The organism is Caballeronia sp. AZ7_KS35 (genome assembly GCF_023631045.1).
Taxonomy (GTDB): Bacteria; Pseudomonadota; Gammaproteobacteria; order Burkholderiales; family Burkholderiaceae; genus Caballeronia; species Caballeronia zhejiangensis.
Genome location: NZ_JALQDV010000004.1, coordinates 1 through 13,199, shown reverse-complemented (window position 1 = coordinate 13,199; position 13,199 = coordinate 1). Strand labels below are relative to the sequence as shown.

Here is a 13,199-nt window from a genome sequence, read left to right as displayed (position 1 = left end):
GCAAGCCGCCATGCCAGCCGGCTTGCCGTTAGCACGGGCCTGCTTAGAACAGCTTGCGGATACCGGCGCGCACCAGAAACTGCGAAGCCGAAGCCGACGAGTTGCCGTTTGCCGAATCGCCAACCGATGCCGTTGCATTCACCACGTTGCCGTACGCATCGAGCGTGCTGCCCGAGGCGTGCTGGTAAGCGCCGGTCGCGTAGAACATCGTCGTCTTGCTCAGCGAGTAGCTGCTCGTCAGAGTCACTTGCTGATAGTGCGGACGCGAAGCTGTTCCATTTACCGACTGGCCCAGCGTGTATGAATAACCGGCACCGAGCGCCACTGACGGCGAGTAGTGCCACAGCGCATTGGCACCAGCCGACTGGAACGAGATAGCGCGGCGCAGCAGCGACACGCCCGACGGGTTGTAGTGGGTATAGCCGTAGCTCAGACCGAGTGACACCGGTCCCAGCTCATAGCGCGTAGCGGCGTCGACGATTTGCACGCGCTTCGCACCGGCGAAACCCGCCGTGACCGAGCTGTTGAAGTTGCCCGCACCTGTACCGTTCCAGGTATTGGCCGTCGAGTTGCTGTTGTCCATGCGCAAATACGCGACTGCGATGCCCCACGGACCGGTCGTGTACTTTAGGCCGGCACTGAGCGTGCTGTCCTGGTTCGTTGCACCTGCCACACCACCGAACGCGTAAAGGACCTCGCCGCTCAAACCGGCAATCTCCGGCGAGCGATACTTGACCGAATTGTTGATGCGGGCGTAGTTGTCGTAGTTCGAGATATCGCCAGCATAAGTTCCGGAGAAGTTGCCGTACGCAATGGGGCCATACGACTGAACGAGATCGGTGATCGCTTCATATTGGCGACCGAACGACACTGAGCCGTAACGGTCATTCTTGATGCCGACGAAGGCCTGACGGCTGAACTCGACACCGCTGGTAGAGAAGGCGCCAGTCGCGATACTGAAACCGTTCTCCAAGGTAAAGAAGGCCGAGTTGCCACCGCCCAAATCCTCTACACCACGCAGCCCCCAGCGCGAGCCGGAATAGCCGCCGCTGTACATCGCGAATTTGGACTGATTCTGGTAACGGACAGGACGACCAGCAGCGCCGGTACTCTCAGCAACCGCAACATTGTTGATGTACTGCAGGCTGGCGTCAGCAATCCCGTAGAGCGTCACACTGCTTTCGGCATGGGCTGACACGACGCCACCCGTGGCGAGAATGGCGACGAGAAGTTTGGTTTTATTCACCTTAGGAGTCCACAGTTTAAATTGGTGTATTGCTCTCGACCGACAGAATCACATGCCGGCATCCATAAACTCGCTCAGTCGGAGATCCGATCTATGCGGGTTGCCATGGCCGCCCGTGTCTTTGCAGTAACGTCCTTACCGGCCTATTCCTGCGCAACCCCGTTGCGTCACCATTTTGCGTAACATCGAACCGTTCACTCGATGTTCATTATGTTGCATACCTTATGAGGCCAAAAATCGGACTGTCAAGTCTTCAAATAGCGAACAGCGGACGTTGACGCGATGACGCTACGACGGTCGCCCGGCTCACGTGCAAACCGCGCTCAGAACGCGGAAAAATAATCCAGCGCCGATTGAATGCCACCTTTACCGTGCGGAATGTCGAGCGCTCGTAGGCCGAGTTCCACGCAGGAAAGCACACCGAGAATCATCGCTTCGTTCAAGTCGCCCATGTGGCCAATGCGGAATGTGCGCCCAAACAAATCCCCGAGGCCGCTTGCGAGTAGCACATTGAAGCGCGACCTGAGCAGCGCGCGGAGTGGTTCCGCATCCCACCCGTCCGGCATCACAACGGTTGTGACAGACTGGGACGCGCGCTCGGTTTGCAGGCAATACAAGGAAGGGCCGCTTCCCCTGCTCCATGCCATGACGGCCGCGCGCACACCGCCGGCCAGGCGCGCATGGCGTGCGTAGAGGCGCTCGTCGCCTTCCTCGTGGATCAGCCTCAAGGCCTCGCTCAGTCCAAAGATCAGATTGTTCGGCGCGGTCCCGCTGAAGCTCCGTTGGGGACGCTCCAGCATGGCCTTCCAGTTGAAATAGCCGTTCGGGGCGTGGATCTCGAGATGCCGGGCGAGCGCCCGCTCGCTCACCGCCGTAAACCCAAGGCCAACGGGCTGCATCAGCCCCTTCTGCGAGCTCCCGATCAATGCGTCAACGCCCCACGCATCCATCTTCACTGCGCAGCAGGCGATCGAGGACACCGCGTCCACCACCAATAGCGCTGGGTGGCCCGTCCGGTCTAGGGTTTCGCGAATCTCCTCTACGGGCAGAACGACCCCCGTGGCGGTTTCATTGTGGACGACGCACACCGCCTTGATGGTATGCCCCACGTCGGCAACCAGTACCTCTCGCAAGTGAGACATCTCGACACCGCTGCGGCGATCGGCTCCCAGATGCTCGACGTCCAGCCCAATTCCTTTACACAGGATGGCCCAATCGTCGGAGTGAAGGCCGGACTCCACCATTAGCACTTTTTCGCCGCGCTCGAACAGGTTGATCATCGTCCCTTCCCACGCGCCGTGTCCCGAGGACGTGTACATGAACAGGTGTTGACTCGTGCCTATCAGCCTTGCAAGCATCTCTCGCGTGGCGGCGTAGGCAGCACGGAACGCGGGATCGTTGAAGTCGCTCGCGGAGCGTGCAATTGCGGTGAGCACGCTGTCAGGGAAATTCGTCGGTCCAGGACTGGCAAACAGTTGCCGGCCGCGAACGGGACCAGAAGAAAGCGGGGATTCTGTCTTCATGAATTGAAATAAAAGAGGCCTGACTACTGAACTGAGGCAGTCCGTTACCGCCCTGGCTCGAATCGAGTCGCTGAACACGACACGTCGCATCGTGCGAGCAATTATGAACGAATCCCAGATTCGTTCAATATATTATTGACAGATTCATTTTTGAATTACTACGATTGCTTCACCTTTGCTTGTCTGCCCCTAACTTCCTCCCAAATTCCTCACGATGCCGTCGAAAACTGCCTACAAGATCGCCTTCGAGCCCTCGCTTGCTCGCCGCAGACTTTTGATCGCGCTCGGCATGGCGGCAGTAAGCCCGCTTGTTCCGGCTTCCGCTGCAATCGCTGCGATCCGGCAAGCGCCGAAGGGACAGGCAGTGATCGGGTTTTCGAACGAGCCGACGGTGTTCAATCCGCTATTCAAAGGCTTGTCGGTGGATCAGGGTGTCTGGTGGAACGTGTTCAGCCCGCTCTGGCAACTCGACGAGAACGGGAAGGCGATACCCGTGCTCGCTCGCGAGATGCCGAGCGTGGAAAACGGCGGTCTGTCGGCAGACGGTCTGACTTGGCGAATCCGCTTGCGGGATGGAGTGAAATGGCACGATGGCCAGCCGTTCACCGCTGAAGATGTCAAGTACACGATCGAACTTTTGAAAAACCCTGCGTTTCGGGCGTCGAGCCGCTCTGGACACGAGTTCGTGAGCAATATCCGCGTGGTAAATCCACTGGAACTCACCTGGCAGCTTTCTCAGCCTTTCGCACCGTATTTATCTCTGCTTTCCTGGACCTTCATTGTTCCGAAACATGTCGTGGGCGCCGCCGCCGATCCGAACTCCTCGACCCTCAACACGGCGCCGGTCGGCACCGGACCCTTCAAATGGGGCGAACGGGTTGCAGGCGATCATCTGACCTTGAACGCCAATCCTGACTATTTTGGCGCCGGGCCGCTTTTGGAACGTCTAGTGTTCAAATATGTGCCGGATCTGACCGCACTCTTCACCCAGTTCCGCTCCGGTTCGATTGATTACCTTGGATTGCAAGGCATCCCGCCAGATCAGTATGCACAGGCGAAAGCAATTCCTGACGTAGAAATTCACGTTTCCCCACTGCCAGCGGTGCAAAACGTGACGTTCAATCTCGGTCATCCCGTGCTCGCCGAAAAGGCGGTGCGACAAGCGCTTTACTTCGCGCTAGACAAGCGCGCGATCATCGATGCGCTCTACCACGGGTTGCCGAAACAGACCGAGTCATATCTGCCGGAAGGCAACTGGGCCTACCGCGCCGATCTTCCTAAACACCAATACTCGCTCGACCAGGCAAGGAAGCTGCTCGACGACGCCGGCTGGAAACCCGGTCCGGACGGCGTGCGCGTGAAAAACGGTCGTCGCCTCGAATTCACCAATTCGACGGTCGCGGGCAATCCTGCACAAGAGCAGACGCAACTGCTGCTCGCCCAGACCTGGAAAGCAATCGGCGTCTCGATGAACATCCGCAACATGCCTGGAGCTGTTATCTGGGGCAAGTTCTGGTCGCATTCGGAATTCGATAGCCTCGTGACATACACGAACTGCACGATCGCGTCGGACCCGAACGCAATCGACCGTTTTGACAGTCACTCGATTCCCGCGCAGGGCGGCTCCGGCACCAACGTGTATCAGTTCAAGAACGCGACCGTCGACACGTTGCTGGAAGACGCGGTGAAAACTGTCTCGCAGGATCAGCGCAAACAGGATTACTTCAAGGTGCAGGGCATCATGCGTGACGAACTCGCGATGTTGCCGATGTTTCAAGTAGTGCTGATCGAAGGCAATCGCAAGGGGCTGGTGGGCTTCAAGAACAACGTCAACGTGCTCTCGAACGCATGGAATGCGTCCACCTGGTACTGGAAAGCATGATCGCGGCGATGAACATCGAAAACCGTCTGAAACAGTGCCGTCCGGATGTCGAATTGGCCGGCCGCCTGTTCGAAGAACTTTACACGCTGGGCTTCGACGGTGTAGGCATTACGCGCGATGCCTACGGGCCGGGTGAAAACGCTGCGCACGCGCTGATGCGCACGGAGGCGTTGATGCTCGGACTGGAAGTCAAGAGCGACTTCGCGGGCAATCTACATATGACACTGCCCGGCCTCGATCGCACTGCGCCCCGCATTCTTCTTGGCAGTCATCTCGATACGGTCGCTCAAGGTGGAAACTATGACGGAGCTGCGGGTGTCGTCGCGGGTTTGGCAGTGGTTGCCGGACTGATTGAAGGCGCGATCAGGCCAGCGGTCGACGTCACCGTGATTGCCGTGCGGGCCGAGGAAAGCGGCTCATGGTTTCCGGTCGGCTACCCTGGCAGCAAGGCTGCGCTTGCGACATTGCCGCTTGATTTGCTGGAGGCACGTCGCAAAGACACAGGTCGCACCTTGGCAGATCACATGCTTGAATCCGGATGTGATGTTAACGCCATTCGCCGGGGCGAACGTCTCCTCAGTCCTGACAACGTGAAGGCGTATATTGAATTGCACATCGAGCAGGGTCCGGTGCTCGACACCCAAGGCATCCCCGTGGGTATCGTAACCGGCATCCCATCGTCGCGCAGGCTGCGCGCCGGACGCGTGGTTGGCGAATACAACCATTCGGGTGCCACGCCCCGCAACTATCGGGCCGATGCGGCAATCGCCCTCGCAGAACTTGCAGTGCGTATGGACCAGCACTGGGAGACCCTCGACAACACGGGGCGCGAGCTCGTCTGCACGTTCTGCGTTCTCGAAACGACAGAAGAGGCGTCGTTCACCAAGGTCCCCGGTCAAGCGCAATTCCAACTGGATGTACGCAGCATCGATCCGGACAATGTGCAGGCCATGTTCGATCATCTGCATGCGATCGTTCCCGACATTGAAGGGCGGCGACGCGTCCGTTTCGAACTTGGCGGCGAAGGCGTCAGCGACGGAGTACCGATGAACCCCGGACTGCGTCGCGCGCTACTCCGCGCCGCCCACGCGGCCGACGTGCCTTGCATTGAAATGCCTTCCGGTGGAGGCCACGATCCCGTTGCGTTCGCTCAGGCGGGCATACCCGCCGCGTTGGTCTTCGTTGCTAATCAAAATGGCAGCCATAATCCGCACGAGGCCATGCGCCTCGACGATTTTGACCATGGTTGCCGTGTCCTTCTGGCGTGGATCCTGCAAGAGGCGGCGACCACATGACGAGGACATTGCACTCAGGAGTCAAATCATCGTGAACGATCTAGCTATCGAGGCCGCACGCGTACGTACGCGCACCGATCTCGCGGCGGCGCATCGGCTCGCCGTCATGTACGACATGCAAGAGGGAATCTTCAATCACCTCACCGCGCGAGTGCCAGGCACACAAGATCGCTATTACCAGATTCCCTTTGGCCTGCACTGGTCCGAGGTGAATGCTAGTTGCTTCATGGAGGTCGGATACGACGGCTGCGTTCTTGAGGGCTCCGGCGACGTGGAGCCATCGGCTTTCGGCATCCATGCGCCCATTCATCAGCGCATCGACTATGCGGAAGCCGTCTTTCATACGCACATGCCGTTTGCCGCAGCCATGAGCCGGCTTGCCGACCCGCGCATACGCCCAGTCGGACAAACAGAACTGAGCGTAATGCGCCACCTCGTCTATGACACCGACTATCACGGTCCCGCGACCGACACCGGCGAAGGCAACCGCCTCGTCGCACTGCTCAAGGCGCATCCCGGCAGGACGATCGTCGCAATGGCGAACCACGGAATTCTCACGCTCGGTTCCATCGCCCATGCATTCGACCGCCTGTATTATTTTGAGCGGGTCGCGCAGGTACAAATGTACGCTTTGTGGACCCACGAAAAGTTGAATCATTTGCCACAAGCCGTCATAGACCGAGCCAATGACGGCTACGCACGTAGCGGTGGCCGAATCGGAGCGAAGACTTGGGCGGAACATCATTTCGATGCGCTCAAACGTATTCTCGATCGTCGCGAACCTGACTATCGCACATGATCGGGACCATCTGCTTCGCCCACAAAAGCTACCAGCTCATAGAAGAATACAAGTCGCGCGGGCATCAGGGTAGCATGCTCGCGGTCAGGACCTCAGAGGAACTGGAAACCGCACTACGTGACGTCGAGTTCCTGTGCGTCTCCGGCCTGTGGCGTCATGAGATGCTGCAGCGGGCAGAACGACTGCGCTTCGTGCAGGCGACCAGTTCCGGAATCGACCAGTTCGATGTCGCTGCTTTCAAAAAACGCGGCATTCGCCTCTGCAACGCGAGGGGCCTGAACGCCAATGCCGTAGCGGAGCACGGAATTGCGCTTATGTTGTCGGCCTCGCGGCATCTCGCGTCTGCACGCGACCGACAGCGCCAAAAAATCTGGCGACCGCTCGTGACGGACCGTTCGCTTCGTGAGCGCGAGGTACGAGGAGGTACGGCCGTCATCGTCGGCAGGGGCGCGGTTGGCAGCCGTCTTTGCCAACTCGTCGAAGCCTTTGGCATGCACGCACTCACGATATCTCGGGCCCTATTGAAAGACGGCACGCAACGCATCGATCGCGCGGCGCTCTACGCGGCGCTTCCAGGAGCAGACTTCGTGTTTCTCACCTGCGCGCTCACCGACGACACGCGGCAGTTGTTCGACGATGCGGCGTTTGCGTGCATGGCACCACATGCGTGGCTCGTGAATCTCGCGCGCGGCGCCCTCGTCAACGAGACCGCCTTGGTCAGGGCACTCGACCGCCGGTCCATCGCCGGCGCTGCCATCGACTGCGTTGTGGCGGAGCCGCTTGCTGAAGATTCGTCTCTCTGGGCTCGAGACAACGTGATCATCACGCCGCACGCCGGCGGCGAGACCAGCAGATTTGAAGCGCGCTTCATCAACCAGTTCGAAGAGAACCTCGCGCGCCTGGCCAGTTCGCAGCCTCTTATAAATGAAATCGTCACGTAATGAACGACCATCCACTGACCGAATCCGCTTTGCGGATTCTCGAAACGCTCATTGCGTTTGACACCAGCAGCCGATACTCGAATCTCGACTTGATCGACTTCATAGCGCGATATTTAAAAGATCATGGTATCGAGTCAACGCTCACTTACGATGAAACAGGAGAGAAGGCCAATCTCTACGCCACAATCGGCCCGGCCGACATCGGCGGACTTTGCTTCTCGGGACACACGGATGTCGTCCCTGCCGATGGCCAGCCTTGGACCGTGCCGCCATTTGCGCTGACCCGCAAAGCGGATCGCGTGCTCGGCCGCGGGACCGCTGACATGAAAGGCTTTCTTGCCGCCGTGCTTGCCAGCGTTCCGCATTTCATCAAGACCGCGCGCACGACGCCTATCCATCTTGCCTTCAGTTATGACGAGGAAGTCGGGTGCAAAGGCGTCCCAGGGCTGCTGGCCGAACTCGAGAAGTCGAGTGCGAAGCCGCGTGCGTGCGTCATCGGCGAACCAACGAACATGCGTCTCGCTGTTGCACACAAGGGCAAGCGAGCCTATCGCTGCTGTGTGAAAGGGCTGGCAGGACATTCCGCTTTGACGCATCTCGGCGTGAACGCAGCGGACTTCGCCGCTGAACTCGCGGTATTTCTACGAAAGACGGCACAGAAGACCCGCGATGAAGGGCCACGCGACGAGCGTTTCGTGCCGGCCTATTCCACGATCCACACCGGCCGGCTCACCGGCGGAATCGCCTTGAATGTGATTCCCGATCACGCAGAGCTCGATTTTGAAATCCGAAATCTGCCGGATGAAGATGTGGACGGCATCGTCGATATGGTACGAGCGCATGTTGTCAATGTGCTCGAACCCGACATGCACAACGTGTCCGTCGATACATCCATTCGCTTCGAGCAACTCGTGTCCTATCCGGCGTTGAACGACGAATCGGCCACCGAGCCCGCTGCAGTCTGGCTCAAGAAGCTTTCATGGAGCATTCTCGACCTCGAGACGGAAGACACACTTTCATTCGGTACTGAAGGCGGATTGTTTCAACGTATCGGTATCCCGACCATTGTGTGCGGACCGGGAAATATCGCCGATGCGCACAGGGCCGACGAATTTGTGGAAGTCCCGCAGTTGCAGCGATGCCTGCATTTTATTCAAGGAATGGCAACGGCTGTCCAAACTGACCTGCCTGCGTCCATGTAGCGCCGCTCAAGATGCGCTCTTCTCCGTCAGTCCGACGTGCAAATGTTCCGAGAGGCACCTAACGCAATCATGTCAATTACCCTGATCAAACAAAGCGCCCACGCTGTCCTCGAATCATCCGGCCCGGTTGCCGTACCGTTGAGTGACCCCGCATGTAAAACTGCCTCCCTGGATGTCGCTATCCCTGGACGCGAGTACGTGGACGCGGGCATTTGGGAATGCGAGCCTGGAAAGTCGAAACGCACCGTCGAGAAGGCTGAGATCGTTCACATTCTCGCTGGCGAAGCAAGCTTCACCAGCGAGGACGGCCAAGTGGTCGACATGCGCGCTGGCGACACGCTTTTCTTTCCGCCAATGACCAAAGGATATTGGGAGATCAAAAGCAACCTCCGAAAGGTGTTCGTGATCGTTTAAGACCATGGTTATCTTCGGCGGCGTCCTACTAAAGATACTTTTCAAGTGCCGGATTTCTCGCCTCCTGCGCAACGTTTGACTTAATCGAGATCGTCCGAAGAACTTCGTTCTGCGAGGTTATTAGGACACAAGCTGGCCAGAGCGTGCCGCTTAAGCCGGGCCCAAAAATACTCGACCGGATTGAGGTCAGGGACATATTCATCAATGAACACGATCAGTCGTCGTTCGGCGGCACACTTCTATTAGCGCGGGCTAAGTTTTGCGCTTCCAAGTCAGCACAGCTTCCTCATTGCGTTCGATGGCCCGGCGCTCTGGCTTTTGCGAACTGAAGCCCAGCGCGCCGAGCAGTCGCCAGACGTGGACCTCGCTGAAGGTGATGCCATACAGTCGCTCGATGAGCGCCCGTATGCGTTTGAGTGTCCACAACTCGGTACCGAAACCGTATGCCAATGGACCTTGCAGCAGCGCCACGCGCAAACCCTCCAACTGGCCCACATCCAGCTGCGCTGGCCGATTCTCGGTCATGACGCGTAACGCCTCAATGCCGCCTTCGTCCAAACGGGCCTTCCATGTGTATGCCGTCTGCCGCGCCACGCCAACAGCCTTGGCGGCTTCGGCTGGCGTCTTGCCCGCCAGCATGAGGCCGCCGGCTCGCATTCGCTTGCGCGTCGTTTCGTCCATCTTGGCCATGAACCTCATCCCTCATGAAGGCGATGATCGTATAACGCTCAAGCCGCGAATCGGTTGCCATGCGTTTAGTAAAACTCAATAGCGACCGCTGCGCCCCTTGCATGTGCGTGTTCAACGAGGGTCACGTTCATTGCAGCGAAATGTAGCGCTTTCTATGCTGCAGGCGACCTCTTAACGGAGAGAACCTACCGTTTATCCGGACAAACGCCGAATCTCTGAGTGACCGCTCAGAAGGAAAAAGTCATATCCAACGACCGAAGCCAGCAACCTTTTCGATCGCCAACCGCTCCCTCGGTGCGCGTTCCCGTTCTGCAAGTCCCTCAGGTAGCGATGCCACATCGCCATGATGTGCCACCGAAATGATACTGAGCACTGCATAGCGCTCCGGAATCTCGAACGATGCGCGCAAAGCCTCGCCATCAAAGCCACTCATCGCATGCGCGGCCAACCCGAGCGCGTGGGCTTGCAGCAGAAGCGACATCGATGCCGCGCCTGCGTCATAGCTTGCGGTCGGATTCGCGGTGCCCTTCGCCGTCAGCGTGTCAGCTAGCACAGCAATCAGCACCTGCGCATTCCAATTCCACGACTGATTGAACGGCACTAATGTGGCAAACGCGCGTTCGAACATAGCGGTATCAGCAGATTTTTCGAAGACGACGAAACGCCACGGCTGCACGTTATAAGCCGACGGCGCCCATCGAGCGGCCTCAAGCAACGTCATCACCTGTTCGTGTGATACAGCCGCGTCAGAATAGGCGCGCGGGCTACGACGGTCCGCGATCAGCGGATGAACATTGCTCATGCTTTGCTCCCGAATGAAAGCCTTATTCTGACATTGTTCTCTACTGCTCTGCGCGATTTTATTGGGCTTTTTTGATTTCGAAAGACAGTGTCGATTTGTTCAACTGGAATAATACTTCTGTGCATTTTCATTGCGAGCCAGCTAGGCTCTCTGGACAGGCACCGCGGCACTTGGTCCCCGATCCATTGGCTTTTCGGCAAGTTCACGCTGCTTGCGCGCCTGTCCGAAAGTAGGACTGCTCCGCGACATCGGACTTCGGCGGCGTCTGACCGGTTACCGCTCCATCTGGGAAACGGTACAGTGCTGACCAGGTGCCGTCCCTGTTCAATAGTAACCTCGCCTCGAGGCGAGCTAGCGCTTCCCCAATGGCTGAAAATCGTAGGAGCGGAAGCCGAAAGTGTCGTTGGCCGAGATTGCAGGACAACGGTTTGCCCCGTAGAGCTGTGCAGATGTTCGCGATCGCTGTCGCCAACAAAGCCAACAAAGGCCCTTGTTGACTCGAGGGATACTGCAGTTGGAATTAGGGTTCTGACGCGGTTACCGTTGCTTCGGTGCCTTGGGAATTCGCTTTCTTCTCTGCGTTCTGGACGTCCGGCGGGTATCGAAGCTGGTCGCCGGGGGGGGGTGTAGCAGTTATTCTAGAGTTTCCTCAGCTCGGCGCTCTCTTCTCACGGCGAGCCTTCCGCTCGGCCTTTTTGACGCCTTTTGGGTTGGTTGCGACGCGCTCACAATTTTCAACCTTTAAGCTTGGTCGCTGGCGGGTTGTGCTTGGGCAAGTGAAAGCAGGGGAAGTGAACGAGTAACGACCCAAAGGCCTTGAATCTCCTAGAAGTCGTGGAGAAGTCTCGTGTGGCGTAACGAATCACCACGCGCGTCCAAGCGACTGAAACAGTGTCGCGGTATCCGACAACCGGTCAGCCTCCGCACGACTTTGATCAAGTTTGGTTTGTAGCGCAGAGCGTTGTGTATCGAGCAGGCCGAAGTGGCTGATCCCACCTGCCGCATACTCCGCCTGCGCGATGGTAAGGCTCGCCTGGGCTTCTCGTTGAGCATCACTGAGTTGGCTTAACTTCCGTGCGTCGTCGTTCAAGGCCTCTAAGGCATCCGCGACCTCCTGCAGTGCCTGAAGAACGGTCTGCTTGTAGCCGGCCAGCGCAGCGTCATAGTCGGCTTGCGCGGCGCGCTTCTTCGCACGCAGCTCTCCCCCGTGAAACAGCGGCTGCGTAAGATTGAGGCCGACATTCCAGATATTCATTCCACTGATCACGTCTGCCATCCGCGTGCGCTCAGAGCCGATCCCTGCGGAAATTGCAAACCGCGGATACATGTTCGCCGCTGCCACGCCAACGTTCGCGCTCGCCTGGCGCAGCAGCGCTTCCGACGCGCGAATGTCGGGGCGTTCGTGGGCAAGCGTCGAAGGCAGCGTGACCGGAACGGTTGACGGCAGGTGCAAGGAGTCAAGCGTGATGTCGCGAAAGTCAGCTTCGGAAGGCGCGCTACCAAGCAATATCGCCAGTCGATGGTGGGCTTGGGCAAGCTGTGTCGACAGTGGAGGCAGCGTCGCCCGCGTTTGTGCAAGCAGGGTGCGCTGGCTGCTGACGTCGAGCTTCGACACGCCGCCTGCCGTGAATCTGCGCTCGATGATCGACAACTGCTGCGCCTGCATGTCAGCGAGGCGTTCGGTCAAGTCGATCTGCTGTTTAAGCGATGCCCAACGGATCGCATTGGCAACCACGTTGCCGGCCAGCGAAAGCTTCGCCGCCTCCAGCTCGTAGGCTTCGTAGTTGACCTGAGCCATCAGTCCGTCGAGCGCGCGGCGGTTACCCCCAAAGATATCCAGCCCATAAGACACGCTAAGTGACGCGTTGTAGACGGTGAAGGGGCCAGGGCTTGGCACGGATGTGATACCGAACGAATTCAGATCGACTTGCTGGCGCGTGGTGGAAAAATTCGCATCGATCGCAGGATACTCGGTCGCACCGGCTTGCGCCGTATAGTTCTCACGGGCCCCCGTCAATCGGGCTCGCGCTTGTGCCAGCGTGGGACTGTTGCGCAATGCAGTGTCGACGAGACGGTTCAGCGCATCGGAGCCGAACAGCATCCACCACATCGGCAGCGCGGCTTGGGCGCGTGTAAAGGTCTGCTTCGTGCCCGCCGCCTCCGCGGACGCCGGCTGAGCGTCGCGGGTATAAGATTGTGCGGTGGGTGCGGCCGGCGACTGAAAGTCCGGGCCCACCGCGCAGCCGTAAACGGCGAGAGACGCGGCAAGAACGGTGAAGCTTGCGAAGATGTTCATGAAACGGAGTCTCCTAGTCGACTGCGTCATTGATTTGGCACCTGGCGGATTCGACGTGAAGGATCGTCATACTTCCACTTGATCGGCTTTGGATGTTTATTGTGCTCGC

At 58.6% G+C, this 13,199-nt stretch carries 10 protein-coding genes and 1 pseudogene; 6 read left to right on the top strand and 5 right to left on the bottom strand.

The window, feature by feature from the left end:
* Positions 1-43: 43 nt before the first annotated feature.
* Complete coding sequence (locus tag NCT05_RS08400; RefSeq protein WP_250502054.1) at positions 44-1,246, bottom strand: porin; 1,203 nt, start codon at positions 1,244-1,246, stop codon at positions 44-46.
* Between the two features lie 323 nt (positions 1,247-1,569).
* Positions 1,570-2,769 (bottom strand): pyridoxal-phosphate-dependent aminotransferase family protein, encoded by a 1,200-nt coding sequence (locus NCT05_RS08395; RefSeq protein ID WP_250502053.1) that lies wholly within the window; start codon positions 2,767-2,769, stop codon positions 1,570-1,572.
* Between the two features lie 214 nt (positions 2,770-2,983).
* Between NCT05_RS08395 and NCT05_RS08390 the strand changes: the two genes are divergently transcribed.
* The 6 genes from NCT05_RS08390 to NCT05_RS08365 all read left to right on the top strand — a co-directional run bounded on the left by NCT05_RS08390 (position 2,984) and on the right by NCT05_RS08365 (position 9,302).
* On the top strand, positions 2,984-4,651 hold the full coding sequence (locus NCT05_RS08390; protein ID WP_250502052.1) for a peptide ABC transporter substrate-binding protein: 1,668 nt from the start codon (positions 2,984-2,986) through the stop codon (positions 4,649-4,651).
* Positions 4,618-5,946 carry a hydantoinase/carbamoylase family amidase gene (locus NCT05_RS08385; protein WP_250502051.1) on the top strand — a complete coding sequence of 443 codons (1,329 nt, stop codon included), beginning with the start codon at positions 4,618-4,620 and terminating at the stop codon, positions 5,944-5,946. The genes NCT05_RS08390 and NCT05_RS08385 overlap by 34 nt, the downstream gene beginning before the upstream one ends.
* Positions 5,947-5,977: 31 nt before the next feature.
* Positions 5,978-6,745: a class II aldolase/adducin family protein gene (locus NCT05_RS08380; protein WP_250502050.1), complete on the top strand. Its 768-nt coding sequence runs from the start codon at positions 5,978-5,980 to the stop codon at positions 6,743-6,745.
* Positions 6,742-7,686: a D-2-hydroxyacid dehydrogenase gene (locus NCT05_RS08375; protein ID WP_250502049.1), complete on the top strand. Its 945-nt coding sequence runs from the start codon at positions 6,742-6,744 to the stop codon at positions 7,684-7,686. Before NCT05_RS08380 ends, NCT05_RS08375 begins: the two co-directional genes overlap by 4 nt.
* On the top strand, positions 7,686-8,888 hold the full coding sequence (gene argE / locus NCT05_RS08370; RefSeq protein ID WP_250502048.1) for an acetylornithine deacetylase: 1,203 nt from the start codon (positions 7,686-7,688) through the stop codon (positions 8,886-8,888). Before NCT05_RS08375 ends, argE begins: the two co-directional genes overlap by 1 nt.
* 69 nt (positions 8,889-8,957) lie before the next feature.
* Complete coding sequence (locus NCT05_RS08365; RefSeq protein ID WP_250502047.1) at positions 8,958-9,302, top strand: cupin domain-containing protein; 345 nt, start codon at positions 8,958-8,960, stop codon at positions 9,300-9,302.
* A 107-nt stretch (positions 9,303-9,409) separates the two neighbouring features.
* On the opposite strand, the pseudogene NCT05_RS08360 reads toward NCT05_RS08365, so the two are convergent.
* From NCT05_RS08360 to NCT05_RS08350, 3 genes and pseudogenes are all read right to left on the bottom strand, one after another.
* A pseudogene (locus NCT05_RS08360) lies at positions 9,410-9,992 on the bottom strand (winged helix-turn-helix domain-containing protein); the annotation flags it as partial.
* Between the two features lie 241 nt (positions 9,993-10,233).
* On the bottom strand, positions 10,234-10,794 hold the full coding sequence (locus tag NCT05_RS08355) for a nitroreductase family protein (protein ID WP_250502046.1): 561 nt from the start codon (positions 10,792-10,794) through the stop codon (positions 10,234-10,236).
* A gap of 862 nt (positions 10,795-11,656) precedes the next feature.
* On the bottom strand, positions 11,657-13,090 hold the full coding sequence (locus NCT05_RS08350) for an efflux transporter outer membrane subunit (protein WP_250502045.1): 1,434 nt from the start codon (positions 13,088-13,090) through the stop codon (positions 11,657-11,659).
* Positions 13,091-13,199 lie beyond the last annotated feature (109 nt).